At 42.0% G+C, this 17,136-nt stretch carries 19 protein-coding genes and 5 tRNA genes; 19 read left to right on the plus strand and 5 right to left on the minus strand.

What is annotated here, in order from left to right; genetic code table 11:
* Positions 1 to 21: 21 nt before the first annotated feature.
* From ACZ5NG_RS00895 to ACZ5NG_RS00935, 9 genes are all read left to right on the plus strand, one after another.
* The gene (locus ACZ5NG_RS00895) at positions 22 to 990 is read left to right on the plus strand and encodes an alanine-tRNA synthetase second additional domain-containing protein (RefSeq protein ID WP_464252153.1); all 969 of its coding nucleotides are present in this window, start codon (positions 22 to 24) and stop codon (positions 988 to 990) included.
* A 14-nt stretch (positions 991 to 1,004) separates the two neighbouring features.
* Positions 1,005 to 1,760 carry a ribonuclease PH gene (rph, locus tag ACZ5NG_RS00900; RefSeq protein ID WP_464252154.1) on the plus strand — a complete coding sequence of 252 codons (756 nt, stop codon included), beginning with the start codon at positions 1,005 to 1,007 and terminating at the stop codon, positions 1,758 to 1,760.
* Positions 1,753 to 2,352, plus strand: coding sequence for an XTP/dITP diphosphatase (locus ACZ5NG_RS00905; protein WP_464252155.1), 600 nt, complete (start codon positions 1,753 to 1,755; stop codon positions 2,350 to 2,352). Before rph ends, ACZ5NG_RS00905 begins: the two co-directional genes overlap by 8 nt.
* A gap of 11 nt (positions 2,353 to 2,363) precedes the next feature.
* Positions 2,364 to 2,837 (plus strand): metallophosphoesterase, encoded by a 474-nt coding sequence (locus ACZ5NG_RS00910; RefSeq protein WP_464252156.1) that lies wholly within the window; start codon positions 2,364 to 2,366, stop codon positions 2,835 to 2,837.
* Positions 2,838 to 2,952: 115 nt separating this feature from the next.
* Positions 2,953 to 3,026: transfer RNA gene (locus ACZ5NG_RS00915), tRNA-Gly, on the plus strand.
* Between the two features lie 110 nt (positions 3,027 to 3,136).
* Positions 3,137 to 4,027 carry a 1,4-dihydroxy-2-naphthoate octaprenyltransferase gene (menA, locus tag ACZ5NG_RS00920; protein ID WP_464252157.1) on the plus strand — a complete coding sequence of 297 codons (891 nt, stop codon included), beginning with the start codon at positions 3,137 to 3,139 and terminating at the stop codon, positions 4,025 to 4,027.
* A gap of 9 nt (positions 4,028 to 4,036) precedes the next feature.
* On the plus strand, positions 4,037 to 4,660 hold the full coding sequence (locus ACZ5NG_RS00925; RefSeq protein ID WP_464252158.1) for a lysostaphin resistance A-like protein: 624 nt from the start codon (positions 4,037 to 4,039) through the stop codon (positions 4,658 to 4,660).
* 467 nt (positions 4,661 to 5,127) lie between these two features.
* Positions 5,128 to 6,777 (plus strand): uridine kinase family protein, encoded by a 1,650-nt coding sequence (locus tag ACZ5NG_RS00930; RefSeq protein ID WP_464252159.1) that lies wholly within the window; start codon positions 5,128 to 5,130, stop codon positions 6,775 to 6,777.
* Between the two features lie 95 nt (positions 6,778 to 6,872).
* Entirely contained in the window at positions 6,873 to 7,547 is a 675-nt protein-coding gene (locus tag ACZ5NG_RS00935) for a TerC family protein (RefSeq protein WP_464252160.1), read from the plus strand.
* Between the two features lie 6 nt (positions 7,548 to 7,553).
* On the opposite strand, the gene ACZ5NG_RS00940 is transcribed toward ACZ5NG_RS00935, so the two are convergent.
* From ACZ5NG_RS00940 to ACZ5NG_RS00950, 3 genes are all read right to left on the minus strand, one after another.
* Positions 7,554 to 8,627 carry a GerAB/ArcD/ProY family transporter gene (locus tag ACZ5NG_RS00940; RefSeq protein ID WP_464252161.1) on the minus strand — a complete coding sequence of 358 codons (1,074 nt, stop codon included), beginning with the start codon at positions 8,625 to 8,627 and terminating at the stop codon, positions 7,554 to 7,556.
* A 67-nt stretch (positions 8,628 to 8,694) separates the two neighbouring features.
* The gene (locus ACZ5NG_RS00945) at positions 8,695 to 10,089 is read right to left on the minus strand and encodes a nucleoside recognition domain-containing protein (RefSeq protein WP_464252162.1); all 1,395 of its coding nucleotides are present in this window, start codon (positions 10,087 to 10,089) and stop codon (positions 8,695 to 8,697) included.
* Positions 10,086 to 10,871: a FeoB small GTPase domain-containing protein gene (locus ACZ5NG_RS00950; RefSeq protein WP_464252163.1), complete on the minus strand. Its 786-nt coding sequence runs from the start codon at positions 10,869 to 10,871 to the stop codon at positions 10,086 to 10,088. The genes ACZ5NG_RS00945 and ACZ5NG_RS00950 overlap by 4 nt, the downstream gene beginning before the upstream one ends.
* A 317-nt stretch (positions 10,872 to 11,188) precedes the next feature.
* Here ACZ5NG_RS00950 and ACZ5NG_RS00955 point away from each other — a divergent pair, with 317 nt between their 5' ends.
* Positions 11,189 to 11,320 (plus strand): hypothetical protein, encoded by a 132-nt coding sequence (locus ACZ5NG_RS00955; RefSeq protein WP_464252164.1) that lies wholly within the window; start codon positions 11,189 to 11,191, stop codon positions 11,318 to 11,320.
* Positions 11,321 to 11,356: 36 nt separating this feature from the next.
* Here the strand turns inward: ACZ5NG_RS00955 and ACZ5NG_RS00960 are convergent, their stop codons facing one another.
* A complete protein-coding gene (locus tag ACZ5NG_RS00960; protein WP_464252165.1) occupies positions 11,357 to 11,647 on the minus strand; it encodes a MarR family transcriptional regulator in 291 nt (96 codons plus the stop codon).
* Between the two features lie 162 nt (positions 11,648 to 11,809).
* Between ACZ5NG_RS00960 and ACZ5NG_RS00965 the strand changes: the two genes are divergently transcribed.
* The 5 genes from ACZ5NG_RS00965 to ACZ5NG_RS00985 all read left to right on the plus strand — a co-directional run bounded on the left by ACZ5NG_RS00965 (position 11,810) and on the right by ACZ5NG_RS00985 (position 15,341).
* Positions 11,810 to 11,886, plus strand: a tRNA-Arg gene (locus ACZ5NG_RS00965).
* A 251-nt stretch (positions 11,887 to 12,137) separates the two neighbouring features.
* Positions 12,138 to 13,148, plus strand: a complete 1,011-nt coding sequence (locus ACZ5NG_RS00970) for an aldo/keto reductase (protein WP_464252166.1) — start codon at positions 12,138 to 12,140, stop codon at positions 13,146 to 13,148.
* Positions 13,149 to 13,195: 47 nt separating this feature from the next.
* Positions 13,196 to 14,008: a histidinol-phosphatase gene (locus ACZ5NG_RS00975; protein ID WP_464252167.1), complete on the plus strand. Its 813-nt coding sequence runs from the start codon at positions 13,196 to 13,198 to the stop codon at positions 14,006 to 14,008.
* A gap of 82 nt (positions 14,009 to 14,090) precedes the next feature.
* Complete coding sequence (gene larE, locus ACZ5NG_RS00980; RefSeq protein WP_464252168.1) at positions 14,091 to 14,897, plus strand: ATP-dependent sacrificial sulfur transferase LarE; 807 nt, start codon at positions 14,091 to 14,093, stop codon at positions 14,895 to 14,897.
* A 135-nt stretch (positions 14,898 to 15,032) separates the two neighbouring features.
* Positions 15,033 to 15,341 (plus strand): small, acid-soluble spore protein, alpha/beta type, encoded by a 309-nt coding sequence (locus ACZ5NG_RS00985; protein ID WP_464252169.1) that lies wholly within the window; start codon positions 15,033 to 15,035, stop codon positions 15,339 to 15,341.
* Positions 15,342 to 15,378: 37 nt separating this feature from the next.
* Here ACZ5NG_RS00985 and sigK read toward each other — a convergent pair whose 3' ends face one another.
* Entirely contained in the window at positions 15,379 to 16,077 is a 699-nt protein-coding gene (gene sigK, locus ACZ5NG_RS00990; RefSeq protein ID WP_464252170.1) for an RNA polymerase sporulation sigma factor SigK, read from the minus strand.
* Between the two features lie 198 nt (positions 16,078 to 16,275).
* Here sigK and ACZ5NG_RS00995 point away from each other — a divergent pair, with 198 nt between their 5' ends.
* The 4 genes from ACZ5NG_RS00995 (at position 16,276) to ACZ5NG_RS01010 (ending at position 17,114) form a co-directional block, all read left to right on the plus strand.
* Positions 16,276 to 16,758, plus strand: coding sequence for an HIT family protein (locus ACZ5NG_RS00995; protein WP_464252171.1), 483 nt, complete (start codon positions 16,276 to 16,278; stop codon positions 16,756 to 16,758).
* Between the two features lie 98 nt (positions 16,759 to 16,856).
* Positions 16,857 to 16,933 (plus strand) — tRNA-His (locus tag ACZ5NG_RS01000).
* A gap of 20 nt (positions 16,934 to 16,953) precedes the next feature.
* Positions 16,954 to 17,028 (plus strand) — tRNA-Gln (locus ACZ5NG_RS01005).
* Positions 17,029 to 17,038: 10 nt separating this feature from the next.
* Positions 17,039 to 17,114 (plus strand) — tRNA-Lys (locus ACZ5NG_RS01010).
* Positions 17,115 to 17,136: the final 22 nt, after the last annotated feature.

A 17,136-nucleotide genomic window follows, 5' to 3' on the forward strand; every position in this document is an offset into this window, starting at 1 on the left:
TGAAAAGCGGAGGGTAAAATTATGATTGTCAGCCTGGTTCATGAATATTTAATGCAGGCAGTATATTTTGCCCCGCGGGGGCGTCACAGAATAATGGCCCTTGGTGCCAGTCTTGCTGAAAGGTATCTCAGCCCGGAAGACAGATTAATCGGCTTTATTGGAGATGCCGGGGCGGGCAAGTCGCTGTTAATTCGGGGTATGTTTCCCGGGTTAGAATTAACCAATGATGATAACGGGATCAATGTTCGGCCGCTGCCGCTTTTAGAGGATGCCGAGCGGGGCTATTTTCGTACCCATACCTATCATTTGGATATGCGTTTTGAGATGGCCTTTACGCAGCCCTTCAAATTGGCGGAAGCGGTTAGAGCCGCCATTAAGCATGATCGGCGGGTAGTGGTAGAGCACTTTGACTTGCTGTATCCTTACTTACAATATAATGCGGTCATTCTGATCGGCATTGGTGAAGAAGTTATCGTCACCAGACCAAATATGTTTGGTCCCGTACCACAAGAAATAGTGGATATAGTTTTTGAATCTTTAATTTACCGCAAAATGGCTCATAGTGCTGAGGACATAACTAACTGGGTATTACAGGGAATGGGCTTGGATGATCCGGTAGAACACGATGATTTGAAACACGGTTTTGTGTTGGAATTTAGTCAAAAGCCGGACATAGACTTAAGAGAAGTGGAACAGCGGGTAAAGCACATAATTGAGCAAAAAGTGCCTATTCAGTACTATGACGAAGAGCATATCAAAGTCGGCGATCATGTTGTCAAATGTACCGGTCCGCGCTTGCACGTGGCTAATTCAGGGGAAATAGAAAATTTCCGTTTATTAAAAGAGTTTAAATGGGATGAAATAAACAAACTATACATTATAGCCGGTTTAGTAGGAGCGGTGGAAGAAGACGATAATCCAACCAACCCCAACCGGTTTCAACTGATCACCAGGGCCAGCAAGCGTTCCAAGGGCTTAAAATTTAAGTAAAGGGGACTTATTTTGTGCAAAGAATTGATGGCAGAGAAGCAAGTGAAATTCGCCCGGTTAAATTGACCAGAAATTACATCAAACATGCTGAGGGTTCAGTGCTAATTGAAGTGGGCGATACAAAAGTAATCTGTAATGCGACAGTGGATGATAAAGTGCCGCCCTTTTTAAAAGGACAAGGCAAGGGTTGGGTTACCGCTGAATATTCTATGCTGCCTCGGGCGACCAATGTGCGCAATGTCCGCGAGTCTGCTAAAGGAAAGCTTTCCGGACGCACAATGGAAATTCAAAGACTTATTGGACGAGCACTGCGCTCAGTTGTGGATTTGGATGCGTTGGGAGAAAGAACCTTGATATTAGACTGTGATGTCATTCAAGCAGATGGGGGCACGCGCACTTCATCCATTACCGGAGCTTTTGTAGCCATGATTGATGCCCTTAACTATTTGGTAAAGCAGGGTCAGCTCGAGTGTATTCCGGTGAGAGATTTTATTGCCGCAGTCAGTGTAGGACGCCTTAACGGTGAAGTAATTCTTGATTTATGTTATGCCGAAGATTCACTGGCGGAAGTAGACATGAATGTCGTGATGACCGGTTCGGGGCAATTTGTAGAAGTTCAAGGTACCGGCGAAGAAGCTACTTTTTCCCGCCAGGACATGGAGAAGATGTTGGACTATGCTGAAGCAGGGATCAAGGAATTAATAGCTATACAAAAACAGGCCTTAGGTGAAACAGCTGCCCTAATAGGAAAGGTGGAGTCCGGTGTTTAAGCTGGTTTTAGCAAGCAACAACAGCGGCAAGCTTAAAGAGCTGCGTACATTATTATCCCCCTTAAATATTGCGGTCACATCACTTGCAGATTACCCGGGCATGCCGGAAACCGTTGAAGACGGTGATACCTTTGCGGATAATGCGGTAAAAAAAGCCAAAGAAGCGGCTCAATATACAGGGCTTATTGCCTTGGCGGATGATTCCGGATTAGAAGTAGATTATTTAAACGGCAAACCGGGTGTATTATCTGCCAGGTTTGCCGGTGAGCCCAAAGATGACGCCGCTAATAATCAAAAGCTATTAACTTTAATGCAGGGCGTACCAATGGAAAAACGCACCGCCAGGTTTCGCTGTGTGGTAGCAATCTGCACACCCCAAGGGGAAACTTATATCAGTGAAGGCAGCTGTGAGGGATACATTTTAAACGAGCTTCGTGGCACTGGCGGCTTTGGTTATGATCCGCTGTTTTACGTTGCCGAATACAAAAAAACCTTTGCGGAATTAGATCTGGCAACAAAAAACAAAATCAGTCACCGCGGAAAAGCATTAAAAGGTGCGGTGGAAATATTAAAAAAGTTGGTTAACAAATAAGGGTGGGTAAATTGCGAATCGGGATTTTAAGCGATACACACGGCGATTTAACTTTAGCCAGACTGGCTTTAACCAATATGGGGGAAATAGAGCTGTTGCTACATGCCGGTGATCACTATAATGATGCCGGTCAATTGGTAGAAAATAGCAATGTAAAACTATATGCAGTTGTTGGCAACTGTGACTGGCACCAAACCGGTCCGACGGATTTGTTAATTGATGCCGGAGGAAAGAAAATTTGGCTCACCCATGGGCATAAATATCGCGTTAAAGATTCTATGCAAGCACTGATTGAAAAGGCAAAAGAGCAAAAGGCTGATATTGTGGTATTTGGTCATACCCATATACCGACCGTTGAAACCGTTGACGGAATCTTGTTGTTTAACCCCGGCAGCATATCTTTTCCTCGCAGCCGGCAGGGTGCTACATATGGCGTCATAGAAATCAGTAATCAGGAAATAATACCGCAGATTTTTCCGCTGTAAATAAAAAACCTCTTGCTTGAACGCTTAGCTTTGATTTGTTGGTAAAAAATTTATTTGACAAGAAAGCGGATTTAAGTTAAAATAACATTTGTCAAAATTAATAAGCTGTCAGTAAGCGGGTGTAGCTCAATGGTAGAGCACCGGCCTTCCAAGCCGGGTACGTGGGTTCGATTCCCATCACCCGCTCCATTTATTAAAGCAATCATCTAAAAAGATGATTGCTTTTTTGTTTATTATCGTTTATAAAAAAAGTAGCGTTTTCAGAATCTTATGGTATATTATGTTCAGGGGTGAGTGGCATGCTTAAAACATGGTTTTTAGCTATGCGTCCTTGGTCTTTTACCGCTGCGGCGGTGCCGGTAACATTGGGTACGGTAGTGGCTTTATATCAGGGGTATTTTAATCTGTGGTTGTTTATTCTTACCCTGCTAGGGGGAGTGCTGCTACAAGCGGGGACAAACTTAACCAATACTTACGGTGATTACATATCCGGCGTAGATACCGTAGAATCTGCTAAAACCTGCCCGCAATTGGTAAAAAATATTTTAAAGCCCCAACATATGAAAATAGCCGGAATTATTGCCTTTCTTATTGTGGCGGTAATCGGTGTTTACCTGGTTTCATTAAGAGGATGGCCGATTTTAATATTGGGGATAATTGGCATTATTGGCGGCTATACATATACTCTTGGACCGGCACCCTATAAATACCTGGGGTTAGGCTCGATATTAGTTTTTGTTTTGATGGGGCCGTTGATGGTTGTGGGCGCCTATTATGTCCAAACCGGATTTTTTAGCTGGCTGGCTGTTTGGGTTTCTTTGCCGGTAGGTTTTCTTGTTTCGGCCATACTTCATGCCAATGACTTGCGGGATATTGATCATGATTATCAGGCCGGAATTAAAACATTGGCTCTAATTTTAGGCCGAAACAGCAGTTTTATATTATATTATCTGCTAAATACCGCTGCGCTTTTATCCCTGCTGGCATTAGTTATCGCCAAGGCCATACCTGTTACTGCGCTGCTGCTGCTGATACTGCTGCCGGAGATGGCAAAAATATTTAAAAATACAACGGCTTCAAGAAACGGTAACAGTGAATGTTTAGTTATGCTGGAAGCCAATGCCGCTAAATTCCATTTTCAATTTGGCTTTGTGTTTATTTGCAGTTGGCTGCTGGCTTATGTTCTCTAGGGGGTAAAAATGGTCAAGAAAATAAAAAACAATCACGCTTTTATTGCTGTTGTTTTGGCAATTATATTTTGGTACTTTTCTTTTTCCCTTCAGCTGCTGAACTTTTGGCTCTCAATGGCTATGGCGGTTATTGTGCTCAGTACTTTAGCAATACGCTGGGGTGGCTTTCCCTATAAAAGAGAGCACTTTAATAAAAGAACGCTGTTAATTGGCATAGTTTCTGCGATACTGCTGTACTTGATTTTTGTGTTGGGCAACTATTTATCCCAGCTGATGTTTAGTTTTGCCAAGCCGCAGATATCTTCTATTTACCATATCCGTACCCAGGCGGAAGCATTTATTATTGCCCTGGTATTGCTATTTGTCACCAGTCCGGGTGAAGAGATATTTTGGCGCCATTTTATCCAAAGATGGTCCATGCAAACCTTTGGCAGCTATAAAGGTTGGCTGATCGCATCTCTAATATATGCCGGTGTGCATATACCGTCCGGGAATTTTATGCTGGTAATGGCTGCTTTGGTTGCCGGATTGTTTTGGGGTTTTATTTATCTAAAGGAAAAAAACATTTTGGCCGTCACCATTTCCCATGCTTTGTGGACTACCGGAATATTCGTCTTTTTCCCCGTTATGTGATAAGCGGCAGTTAATGCTAAAGGAGCTGAAGTGTTACGGGCTAAAGGTTCGTGATACTTCAGCTCTTTAGTTTTCATGATTGTAACGTTGCTTTTGGGCGCCAAGGATTTACCTGCGCAAACACGTCCGGCCTTTAAGTACATTTTATTGGAAATATTACCTTTGAACGGCGGGGTTTTGCCCCTGCTCGTTTTCGCGAATGCAGCGTTTTTTTACAGGCCGGCACGAAGACCGGCCTTTCTTTTCGCCTATGGGAGCAGAGAAGCATGTCTGCCCGTTTCTACAGACACAGCATTTCAAATAAACAACACTTTCTTTCTTCTAGACTGTTTTATCCCACTGACATATAATATAATGAAATATAGGGCTTGCTAACAAATTGCAAACTGTTTTGAGAGCTTAATTATAACTTAAATACTGAAAAGCACATTTTAACGGCTAATTAATTAACGAAAAGGGGAATTGCGATGGCAAGTATTAATGTAACCGTTAACGGTAGAAAACTGGTATTTGACCAAGGAGTAACGTTAGAAGCTATTGCCGATTCACTTTATCAATCACACACTATAGTACTGGGTATTGTAAATAATGAATTAAGAGAACTAACTTATCAGTTAAATGAAGATGCCGAGGTAAGCTTTGTTGATTTAACTACTACTGACGGTCAAAAGTGCTACAAGCGCAGCTTATCTTTTTTATTTATTAAGGCCGCTCATGACGTCATAAGAGAGGCTAAAATTGAACTGTGCCACACGCTGAGTAAGGGGCAATACTGTATTGTGAAGAACTGCGACGATTTTAACCAACACACGGTGCAAAAAATAAAAAAGAGAATGCTGGAGCTGGTTAAAGAAGATATTCCCTTTATCAAAGAGACCTTGCCGGTAAAGGAAGCCATTAAACTATTTGAAGAAACCGAGCGGTATGACAAAATTCACCTGTTTAAAAATATTGATAAGCAGTATGTAAATATCTATTCCTTAGGTGATTACAAGGATTATTTTTATGGCTATCTGGTGCCGTCAACCGGTTATATAAAATTATTTGATGTCATTCCGGAGGATGACGGTGTAGTGTTGCTGTGCCCTAGGAAAAGTAACCCGAAGGAATTAACCCAGCATATGTACCAACCTAAGCTGCTCAAGGTTTTCCGGGAGACCAAGGAATGGGCCGGGATTATGGGTGTCAATTTGGTTGGCGATTTAAACGAAATTATCGTCAATAATCAATATCCTGAATTGATTCGCACTGTAGAGGCGCTGCACGAAAATAAAATTATTAAAATTGCTGATGAAATTACTTCTCACCCGACCAAAAACAGAGTGATACTGATTGCCGGACCTTCTTCATCAGGTAAAACAACTTTTTCTAAGCGACTGGCAATACAGTTAAGAGTCAATAAATTAAAACCGGTGACCATTTCTTTGGATGATTATTTTGTCAACCGGGAAGACACCCCTTTAGATATTAACGGTGAGTATGATTTTGAGTCTATTTACGCATTGGATTTAAAACTGTTTAATGAGCACTTACAAGCCTTATTAAGAGGAGAAGAAATTGAACTGCCCCACTATAACTTTAAAACGGGCAAGCGGGAATATCGGGGAGAAAAATTAAGAATTACCGACAAACAACCGATTATTTTAGAGGGCATCCACGGCTTAAATGATTTATTAACCTCATCCATTCCAGATAAATATAAATTTAAGATTTATATCAGTCCGTTAACGCAATTGAATTTGGATTATCACAACCGAGTTTCTACAACCGACAGTCGGCTTTTAAGAAGAATAGTTCGGGATTATAAATTTAGAGGTCATCAGGCAAAGGATACCATTAAAATGTGGCCCTCGGTACGCCGCGGAGAAGAAAAGAATATTTTCCCTTATCAAGAGCAGGCAGATGCGATGTTTAACTCTACTTTAATTTACGAACTGGCTGTATTAAAGAAATACGCCGTGCCTTTACTGCAGTCAATCAAAAAAGATGAAGAAGGTTATATTGAAGCCAAGCGATTATTGAGTTTTTTACAGTATTTCAGAGTTATTGAAGATGAATTGGATATTCCGCCAACATCTATCCTCAGAGAGTTTATCGGTGGCAGCCGAATTGTATAAAATTGCATAATAACCGGCCTTTACCTATAAGTGGTAAAGGCCGGTTTTGCTTTTTGGGAAATAATAAATGGTGTTAGCAACAAGGGGGAATGTAAATGGAATGGTTTTCTGCGGAATTTTTTACCGCGTTATTTTCCATCATAATCATTGATCTGGTACTGGCCGGTGATAACGCCATTGTTATTGGCATGGCTGCCCGGAATCTTCCTAAAGAATATCAAAAACAAGTGATCCTTTGGGGTACAGTCGGTGCAATAGGCATTCGTATTTTAGCAACACTGGCAGTGGTAGCACTTTTAAAAATTCCGGGATTAATGTTTGCCGGCGGCTTATTATTAATCTGGATAGCTTATAAGTTGCTAATCGGGGATAAAAAGCGCAATGGTATTCAAGCCGGTGATAACCGACTTGCGGCTATTAAAACAATTATCGTTGCCGATGCGATCATGGGGTTGGATAATGTTTTAGCAATAGCCGGTTCAGCCGGCGGCAACTTTTGGCTGGTAGTAATCGGGTTGCTTATCAGTATACCGCTCGTTGTTTGGGGCAGTACAATCATTATAAGATTAATTGAGCGTTATCCGGTGATTGTCTATATCGGTGCGGCAGTTATTGCCTTCACCGCCGGAAAAATGGTTACCGGTGATCCTATAGTTAAAGGCTACTTTGATTATTGGCCATTACTTAAATATGCAATTATGGCCATAATCATAGCGGGCGTGTTGCTGGCCGGGCGCAAAAAGAACTTGCAGCAGGAAGCGTTAAGTTAGTTTTCGTCAGGAGGCTTGTTCCTTCTGACCTTTTGTTTTTATTAAAGTAACCGCCAGTAATATTGTCGGCAGCAGCCATTCCAATAATAGGCCGATCATGCTAACTTGCCGGCTTAATATGCCGCTTTCTATTACCCCTTTGGGAATGACAGCGATGCAAATTACAATAATCCCCAAGGGTGGCAGCAGGTGCTTGTAGCAGTTAAGCTTAAATAATTTTTTTAAGGCATATAACACCATAAAAAGCTCAGAAGCAATGACGCTAAAAGCATTGGTAATCCAAATAGCCATAAAAGGGGCATCTATCGGATATTCGGCTACTTTAATAAGCGTATAGGTGGGCCACAGTAAACGTGTTACATTATTACAACCGAGAGTGGCAATGGCTAATGCGGTAATGACAATATAAATGACAGTGATTGTTAAAATGGCTAAAGTCACATAGCTTATTGTTTTAGATGTTGTTTTAAGGTGCGGGTAAAGAAAAGCTAAAATAATAAAGCCGGAATAGGAAAAAAAGATGTGTAAAATTCCGTCCAGCCAATTGCCTTCGCCTCTTTCCCATAAGGGCAAAAGGTTTGACAATTGGATGTCCGGGATGACTAAAAAAAATAAAAGGGCAAATCCAAGTAGCTTGATGACCAATAGAATGATATTGGTATATGCAAGTACTTTCAGGCCGTGGTAAACGGCGTAACCGCTGATCGCTACAATGATAATTACAAGCACAATGAGCGGGGTTTCTTCATAAGCGGTAGTGATTGCAATATTGGTTACACCGCGGGCTACCAAGCCGGCTACCAGGGTATAGTAAACGGCAAAAGAAATCCCAATGATACTGCCCAACGGGCGCCCCAGTATTTTTTGGTTAAGGGCAATAAAATTGATGTTAGGAAATTTTCGATAAACAAGCACAATAAGTAAGGCCTGGATCAGTGAGTAGACACCAAATGCCAAGACCAATATCCAACCACCGGGGCCGCCGATATCTACCGCTATTTGAGGCAAAGCTAACAATCCGTTGGCAATTGTGCTGCTGACAATGAGAACATATAGTTCAAAGTTAGAAATAGCAAACATTAGCCGGATACCTCCGCTATTATCTTTTCCCGATAAGGCGGAAGATACCGGCTTAATTTATATTCGCTTATAAAAAAGTAATCAGCCTGGCGGTTTGGGCCACTGCGAAACAAACTATACAGGCAACGCATAGGGGAATAAGTGCTGCCAAGACAGTCCACTTCCAACTACCCGATTCGCGTAAAATAGTCCAGAGGGTAGTGCTGCAGGGGTAGTGCAGCAGAGAGAAGAGCATCATACATAGGGCAGTTAACCAGGTCCAACCGTGTTCTACTACAAATAAGTGGTGCAATGCTGTTAAACTGTTAATTTCAATCATTGTGCTGCTGGCGGTATAACTCATAATTAATATCGGCAAAACAATTTCGTTAGCAGGCAACCCCAATACAAAGGCCATTAAAATAAACCCGTCTAATCCAAGGAGCCGGCCGAAAGGGTTTAAAAAGTTCGCAACGTGATAAAGAATGCTAAAATCCCCGATATATATGTTGGCCATCAGCCAAGTTACCGCCCCGGCGGGTACCGCCATACAAACCGCTCGGCCCAGCACAAAAACGGTGCGATCCAATATTGAACGGATAATGATGCGGCCCACTTGCGGCTTGCGATAGGGTGGCAGTTCTAAGGCAAAGGATGACGGAATGCCTTTTAACAGTGTTTTTGAAAGCAGCCAAGAAACGACTAAAGTAACGATAATGCCAAAGAGCACAATACCGACAACAATGCCGGTGGCAGCAATGGAATTGGCTAAACCGATCACCAGCAAACCGGACAGCATAATTAAAGTGGGAAAACGACCGTTGCATGGCACAAAACTGTTAGTGAGCATGGCGATCAATCTTTCCCGCGGGGACTCTATTATTCTGCAGGACACAATTCCGGCAGCATTGCATCCGAAGCCCATGGCCATGGTTAAAGCCTGCTTGCCCTGTGTACCGGCTTTTTGAAAAAACCGGTCCAGGTTAAATGCCACTCTTGGCAAGTAGCCGATATCTTCGAGCAGTGTGAAGCAGGGGAAAAAAATAGCCATTGGCGGCAGCATGACAGATACCACCCAAGCCATTGAACAATATATACCTTCCACAAAAAAGCCGTTAACCCAGCCGGGAGCATTTAACCAGGTGCATAAATCGGTAAGTTTTTGCTGTACCCAGAACAGTGCTGTCGATAATAATTGCGAAGGGTAGTTTGCCCCGATGACAGTAATCCAGAAAATTATTCCCAACAAAAACAACATTGAAGGAAAGCCAAACAGCCGGGAGGTCAAAATATCATCAAGCTTAGTGTCCCAGTCAAATTTTGGTTTGCCTTTTTGTTTTACCACCCGGTTAGCAATTTCTTCCGCTTGCTGATAAATATTGCTGACAATGGTGTCATTTACTTTTAATGAACTGTTTTTGTTTAATTCCTGTGCTTCTTTTAAAATATCATCCAAACCCGCTGATAAAGTCATGCGGCTCATGCCAATATTTCACCACCAATGCCGGTAAACTCACTGCTGCTTTTCTGCCACTTCTTGATGGCATGAATAATCGTTTCATCCTGTTCTAAAAAGCGCAGGGCCAACCAGCGGCTGTTAAACTCATTGCCAAATAGCCGTTTGATTTTTGGTTCTAAGACAGCGATCTGCCTTTCCAGCTCATCGTTATACCTAACCAAATAAGGGCTGGGGTTAATCTTTCCCAGTGCCACTTGCGTAACGGTGTTAACCAGTTTATCCAGGCCGTAGCCGTCTCTTGCCGCGGTAGCAACTACCGGCACCCCCAGTTCATCCGCTAAGGCATCAATATCGATATTGATGTGTTTTCTTTTGGCTTCATCAATTAAGTTGACACATACTACCACCTTAGAAGTTATTTCCAATATCTGTAAAACCAAGTTGAGATTTCTTTCCAAACAGGTGGCATCAACTACTGCAATTACCGCCGCGGGTTTGCCAAAACATAAATAATCTCTGGCTACTTGTTCTTCTGCCGAGTTTGCTAACAGAGAATAGGTTCCGGGAAGATCTATTAACTTAAATTTCAAACCCTGATCGATATATACTCCTTCCGCCCGTAATACTGTTTTGCCCGGCCAGTTACCGGTGTGCTGGTTTAAACCGGTTAAAGCATTAAATACCGTACTTTTACCGGTGTTGGGGTTACCGGCCAAGGCAATGACATAATTTACCTCACGTGAACATGTTTTTTGCAAACTTTCCTTCGTTGCTCCTGTACCGCAGGCCTGATAGGTTAAACCCATAATGTAATGCTCCCTTCTCTCAACTAATTTTTTAACTATATTAGATGAGGCTAACTTTTATAGTTAAACAGCCCTTGCTGTGAGCTGTTGCCCGTAAGTTTATTTGTTAGCCGAGACTAACTTTACAGTGTCGATACACTATGCTATGTCGGTAAATCATATTTTGCTATTGGAAATAAAGGGCAAGTTTTGCATCGGTTTTACCGGTGGCTAATTCGTTACTTTGTGTGGGCTGAAAAGGGTAGTTTTAGCATAGGGGTATAAAAATTTTAATTTGGCAAAGATTATTTAAAACATAATCTCAGGGAGGATAAGGCATGGCTGCGAAAAGTAATAAAATTGACACGTGCAAGGCTAAAAAGAATGCTCAAAAAAAGACTGAGAAATCCAGTCCCGAGAACAGCTTGAAAAATTACCCCGAAGTAGCCAGTGAATTGGCTCCGAAATAAAAAAAGCCGAGCCGTATACATGGCTCGGCTTTTTGATTATTTAATGTCCATGGGTTCATAAAGGTTTTGCAGCTTATTTAACCATTCTTCTTTATACAAGATGACATTAGGCTGTTCCTTATCCGCTCCTTCCCGAATGTCAATTAATTTTTTTGCTTTTAGGCGTTCTAAAGCATCATTTACTTCAAATTCAGAAAAACCTAGTTTTTTTCCCATTTCCCGAGGCGGATAGATCAACATTCCGTCAGGTGTGGAATGTTCGGCGATAAATATTAGCACGCTGCGTTCTATCTCATCAAGCTTTGAGAGCATAACAGCCTTTAGCAATATTTACACCTCCTAGGATGTTTAAATTATTATTTCCCGGTTGTTAATTAATAACACTTTTTAAAAAGCATATTATTTAGCAAAATATACTGGTCATTATTTATTGACACAAACCAATATTTTTGCTAACATGATGAATGTCAACTTATGAAGCAAATATTTGTCCCAGTAGCTCAGCTGGATAGAGCAACGGACTTCTAATCCGTAGGTCAGGGGTTCGAATCCCTTCTGGGACGCCACTTTAACCCTGTAAGGCTTGCTTACAGGGATTTTACTTTTATTACCCAGCTTAAAAACTTAATTTCGGGGATAAATTTAAGGATAAAAACTTCCGAATAATTATTCGGAGGCTTTTTTGTATTTTGCGGCTGTGCAGGTAAAGCCGGTTGTAACAATTATATAATAAGTTATAATAATTGTATCTCGTCGAATAATCTTACAAAGCGGGGTTATATCCGCTGAGCAAAAAGTGAAATTGAGGGGATGAAGAATGCAATACCGTACACTGGGCAAAACAGGGTTAGAGGTGTCATTAATTGGCTTTGGCGGCATTCCCATTCAAAGGGTGGATTTTGCAACTGCCAAAGAGATTGTAAATAAGGCCCTGGATGTAGGAATTAATTTTTTTGACACTGCCCGGGGTTACACGGACAGTGAAAGAAAACTGGGACAAGTATTGGGCAGCCGGCGCAGTGAAGCAGTGATTGCTACCAAATCAATGGGGCGCACGAAAGAATTAATGGCGGAAGACATTCAAAAAAGTCTGAATGAACTGGCAGTGGACTATATTGATTTGTACCAGCTGCATAACATCAAGACAAAAGAAGAATTAGAAAAGGTACTAGGCCCGGGTGGCGCGCTGGAGGCATTACTGGAGGCTAAAGAGGCGGGGTTGGTTAAGCATATCGGCATTACTTCCCATATTCCGGCAGTTTTAAAAGAAGCCATGGCTTATGAGCAGTTAGAAACCATTCAATTTCCCTTTAATGCCGTAGAGGTCAGTAACGGGGAAGAACTGTTCGGTTTGGCGGAATCAACCCGTAAAGGGGTCATCATTATGAAACCGCTGGCCGGCGGAGCGATCAGACGGGCTGATTTAGCCTTGCGTTTTATTATGGATTACCCGGTAAGTTCGATTATTCCGGGGATGGATTCGGTGGAACAGGTGCTGGCCAATGCCGAGCTGGCGAAAAACTATCAGGGTTTGACAATGGAAGAAAGGAACGAGCTGAAAGCAGAAACGGATAAGTTGGGAACAAGATTTTGCCGCCGCTGTGAATACTGTCAACCCTGTTTGCAGGACATTCAGATACCGCAAGTTTTTTTGCTGGAGGGATATTATAGCCGTTACAACTTAAAAGAGTGGGCCAAAGAAAGGTATAAAGCGCTGGCGGTTCAGGCAAACGAGTGCGTGGAATGCGGCCGGTGTGAAGAAAAGTGTCCTTACAACCTGCCCATTAGGCAGATGCTGAAAGACGCCCACAGTAAGTTGGCCGATTAAATGAAATCAATCGTTAACGATAAAAATTATACGTTAGGAAGGGTTGTATGCTTACCGATTACCACGTTCATATTGAAAGAGGGCAATACACCGTTGACTGGTTGCGGCAGTTTATTCATCAGGCACAAATTAAAGGAGTTAAGGATCTGGGGATATCGGAACATGCCTATAGGTTTAAAGAAACCCGCAGCATGTTTTGGAATGAATGGGTTGAAGCCAGGCAAACGCAAACTATAGAAGACTACTACCGCTTGATGTTAAAAGCGCGGGAGCAGGGAATGAATGTTAAATTCGGCATTGAAATTGATTATTTTCCGGAAAAGGAAAAAGAAATTGCCGAGTTTATTCAGTCCTATCCTTTTGACTATGTAATTGGTTCGGTGCACTGGCTGGAGGATTGGGGCATCGATCTGGTCGAAATGCAAGATGAATGGCAGCGAAGAGATTTGCAAAGTGTTTGGTGCGACTATTTTGCCCGCATCCGACAAATGGCGGAAAGCAAATTATTTGATATTGCCGCCCATCTTGACTTGGTAAAAATTTTTAACTATGTTCCCCATGATCGTGATTTTTTACAAAATCAATATGATTTGACTGCCCGCGTTCTTGCAGACAGCGGAATGTGTATAGAAATCAGTACCGCCGGTTTAAGAAAACCGGTAAAAGAGATTTATCCTCACCCACAGCTGCTTAAAACCTGCTACGATTATGGCGTGCCCATTGTCATCAGCTCCGATGCCCACCGTCCACAGGATGTGGGGGCAGATTTTGACCAAGCGGTGCAGTTGGCAATGGATATAGGTTATGAAGAAGTATGCCTATTTACGCAAAGGAAGGCCCAAAAATGCCGATTGGGCTGATGTGTTTTACCGGGCTTTAAAAGCCCGGTTTTTTAATCTATTAACTGACCTTGGGGATCAAATACTGCAAAGGGTGAAACTAATGAACGCATGCTTACAAAAGCTAAGTCTATTGAGAAAGAACTTAAGTAAATATCAACGTGCGGTAATTGCCTTTTCCGGCGGTGTGGACAGCACGCTGCTTTTGAAAGTTGCCTGTGAAGAGCTGGCAGAGGTGGTAGCGGTAACTGCGGTTTCTGAAACCTTTACGGAAGGGGAACTGGAACTGGCTAAAGCCATGGCGGCAGAACTTAATGTGGAGCATGTTGTGGTTTGCAGCAATGAAATGAATGACGGGAGATTTGTAGCTAACGACTTTGAACGTTGTTATTACTGTAAGAGGATCCGCTTTAGTCAAATTAAGCAGATAGCGGAGGCAAAAGGGATAGATTATATTTTAGACGGCTCAAATATTGACGATTTAAAAGATTTTCGCCCCGGCAGGCGGGCGTTAAAAGAACTTGGTGTGATCTGCCCGCTGGAGGAGAGCGGTCTTTCCAAAAAAGAAATCAGAGAAATCTCTTATCGTCTTGGCTTACCGACATGGAATTTACCGGCAGCCGCCTGTCTGGCGACCCGCATCCCTTACGGTGACCCGATCACTAAAGATAAATTGGCAACCATTAAAGCAGGGGAAGAGTTTTTAAAATCATTAGGTTTTAATCCCTGCCGGCTGCGCCATCATGGTAACATAGCACGCATTGAAGTACTCCCAAATATGTTTAATGCCCTGCTTCAGCAATCTAAAAAAATTAATGATTACTTGGAAAAATTAGGTTTTCATTATATTACATTGGATTTAGCCGGGCTAAATTCCGGCAGCATGAATAAGATGGCTTTTAAATTTTAAAAAGTCAAAAAAAGCTTTTTTATAAATAATTTTTACAAAATATTTTTTTAAAAAACAGGTGATAATAACTTTACAATTTGGGTATGATAAATTTTTTAGCTACCAATCCAGGATATGATAAGGAGGGAAATTCTTATGGCCGCTGACATAGTAATGAAAGAATTTGAGCCTAAGGAACTATTAAAAAAAGTAACCTCTACCGGATTGGTACCTCAAGAATTACGACCCTATGTTAAGCCGGCATTGGCGGAATTTCGCAATGAAATGGCGGCGGAATTGGGAATTTCGGATTACGACTCCATTGATAAAGGAGATTTGCCCAGCAGAGTGAACGGTCAGGTTGGCGGTGGCATGACTAAAAAAATGGTCGCCTTTGCGGAAGCGGTACTCGCCTGGTATTATCGGCACAGAATGCTAAATGCGGGTGAAACCGCGGGCAAATAATTAAGGGGGCAGACTTGATTGCAGTCTGCCCCACAGTTTATGTGGCCAGTAATTGGGTGAGCTTTTTTAAACCTTTACTTTCAATACGGGAGACATAAGAACGTGATATTCCCATCTGATTAGCTATTTTTCGCTGACAAAGGGGTTCATTTCCGTCTAAACCATAACGCTGAATGATCACTCTTCTTTCTTTGGATGGCAGTTTAGAAACGGCAGCTTTTAAGCGGGCTACTTCCTGATTGTGTTGTACTTCTTCATAAACTGCCTCGCTGTCAGTGCCCAAACAATTTTCCCAAGTAAGCTCATTTCCTTCCTTATCACAGCCAATAGGCTGTTCTAAAGAAACCAATACACTGTCTTTTTGTTTGCTTCTTAAACACATTAGAATTTCATTGTGAATACATCTGGATGCGTATGTAGAAAATTTGGCCCGGTTGATATCAAAAGTATGAATGGCTTTAATTAAACCAATGGTGCCAATAGAAATCAGATCGTCATATGTTTCTTCAGTGGTATCTTTATATTTTTTAGCTATGTGTGCCACTAAGCGCAAATTTCTTTCAACCAAAATATCAAATGCTTTTTTGTCACCTGCTTGAAATTTTTTAAAGTAGTAGATCGTTTCTTCGGCAGTGAGAGGCTTTTTAAAACTGTTGTTGACGACATAGGCAATTAAAAATGTCAAACCGTTAACTAATGATAAGCCAAACAAGATTGGGCCCAAACCACCAAACATTTAATCCCTCCCAAGCAAATACTCGGTGCTTTATTCTATGGTTTTGGTGATCAAAAGGTGACAAATTATCTAGTGAATTTTATGGAAAATATAGGCGGCGCCGGTAAAAGTCATCCGGATGACAAAGACTACTATGCAGGAAAAATTAAGTTTGCTATCGAATGACTAAAACAAAAAGGACAGGGGGAGCTGTTTTTTATGGATCGTATTTGGGCACCGTGGCGTTCCGTTTATATTGGCAAAGATCACGGTTCAAATTGTATTTTTTGTGATAAACTAAATGACAGTAAAGATGAAGAAAACTACGTTCTGTTGCGCAAAGAAAAATGCTTTGTGTTGTTAAATCTTTATCCGTATAATAACGGCCATTTGATGGTAGCGCCTAACAGGCATGTTGGCGATTTAACGGAATTAGATCCGGAGGAAACCTTGGAAATATTTCAAACGGTACAAGAAATGATTGGTTTGCTGCGCAAAGCTTTTAATCCGGAAGGTTTTAATATTGGCGTGAACTTAGGTAAGATTGCCGGCGCCGGTGTTCCCGGCCATGTTCATGTTCATATTGTTCCCAGATGGGGCGGCGACACTAATTTTATGCCGGTAATCGGTGAGGTGCGCGTGATATCGGAAGGCCTTGATTTAACCTATCGCAAATTGAAAGAAGCGATGGATAAAGAATAACCGTTAAATTCCTTAAAATATTGCTTGACTTTGATTTCGAGATTTGTTAATATTAGTTTTGCGAGTTCAAGGTATTTATTTGCGAATGTCAATCTGTGGTGGATATAGCTCAGTTGGTTAGAGCGCCAGATTGTGGCTCTGGAGGTCGTGGGTTCGAGTCCCATTATCCACCCCATAAAAATTAACCTTGTATATTGGGGCGTAGCCAAGCGGTAAGGCAGCGGTCTTTGGAACCGCCATTCGTAGGTTCGAATCCTGCCGCCCCAGCCATCTGTTTTGTGAGCCATTAGCTCAGTTGGTAGAGCACCTGACTTTTAATCAGGGTGTCGCTGGTTCGAGTCCAGCATGGCTCACCATTTTTTATATATCCGCTATTGC

The organism is Desulfovectis peckii (genome assembly GCF_055391705.1).

What these genes read in the sequence shown, in the direction of transcription:
- ACZ5NG_RS00895 (WP_464252153.1), top strand. Translation starts at nt 22, where the DNA reads ATGATTGTCAGCCTGGTTCATGAATATTTAATGCAGGCAGTATATTTT.
- menA (WP_464252157.1), top strand. Translation starts at nt 3,137, where the DNA reads ATGCTTAAAACATGGTTTTTAGCTATGCGTCCTTGGTCTTTTACCGCT.
- ACZ5NG_RS00925 (WP_464252158.1), top strand. Translation starts at nt 4,037, where the DNA reads ATGGTCAAGAAAATAAAAAACAATCACGCTTTTATTGCTGTTGTTTTG.
- ACZ5NG_RS00930 (WP_464252159.1), top strand. Translation starts at nt 5,128, where the DNA reads ATGGCAAGTATTAATGTAACCGTTAACGGTAGAAAACTGGTATTTGAC.
- ACZ5NG_RS00935 (WP_464252160.1), top strand. Translation starts at nt 6,873, where the DNA reads ATGGAATGGTTTTCTGCGGAATTTTTTACCGCGTTATTTTCCATCATA.
- ACZ5NG_RS00940 (WP_464252161.1), bottom strand. Translation starts at nt 8,627, where the DNA reads ATGTTTGCTATTTCTAACTTTGAACTATATGTTCTCATTGTCAGCAGC.
- ACZ5NG_RS00945 (WP_464252162.1), bottom strand. Translation starts at nt 10,089, where the DNA reads ATGAGCCGCATGACTTTATCAGCGGGTTTGGATGATATTTTAAAAGAA.
- ACZ5NG_RS00950 (WP_464252163.1), bottom strand. Translation starts at nt 10,871, where the DNA reads ATGGGTTTAACCTATCAGGCCTGCGGTACAGGAGCAACGAAGGAAAGT.
- ACZ5NG_RS00955 (WP_464252164.1), top strand. Translation starts at nt 11,189, where the DNA reads ATGGCTGCGAAAAGTAATAAAATTGACACGTGCAAGGCTAAAAAGAAT.
- ACZ5NG_RS00970 (WP_464252166.1), top strand. Translation starts at nt 12,138, where the DNA reads ATGCAATACCGTACACTGGGCAAAACAGGGTTAGAGGTGTCATTAATT.
- ACZ5NG_RS00975 (WP_464252167.1), top strand. Translation starts at nt 13,196, where the DNA reads ATGCTTACCGATTACCACGTTCATATTGAAAGAGGGCAATACACCGTT.
- larE (WP_464252168.1), top strand. Translation starts at nt 14,091, where the DNA reads ATGAACGCATGCTTACAAAAGCTAAGTCTATTGAGAAAGAACTTAAGT.
- ACZ5NG_RS00985 (WP_464252169.1), top strand. Translation starts at nt 15,033, where the DNA reads ATGGCCGCTGACATAGTAATGAAAGAATTTGAGCCTAAGGAACTATTA.
- sigK (WP_464252170.1), bottom strand. Translation starts at nt 16,077, where the DNA reads ATGTTTGGTGGTTTGGGCCCAATCTTGTTTGGCTTATCATTAGTTAAC.
- ACZ5NG_RS00995 (WP_464252171.1), top strand. Translation starts at nt 16,276, where the DNA reads ATGGATCGTATTTGGGCACCGTGGCGTTCCGTTTATATTGGCAAAGAT.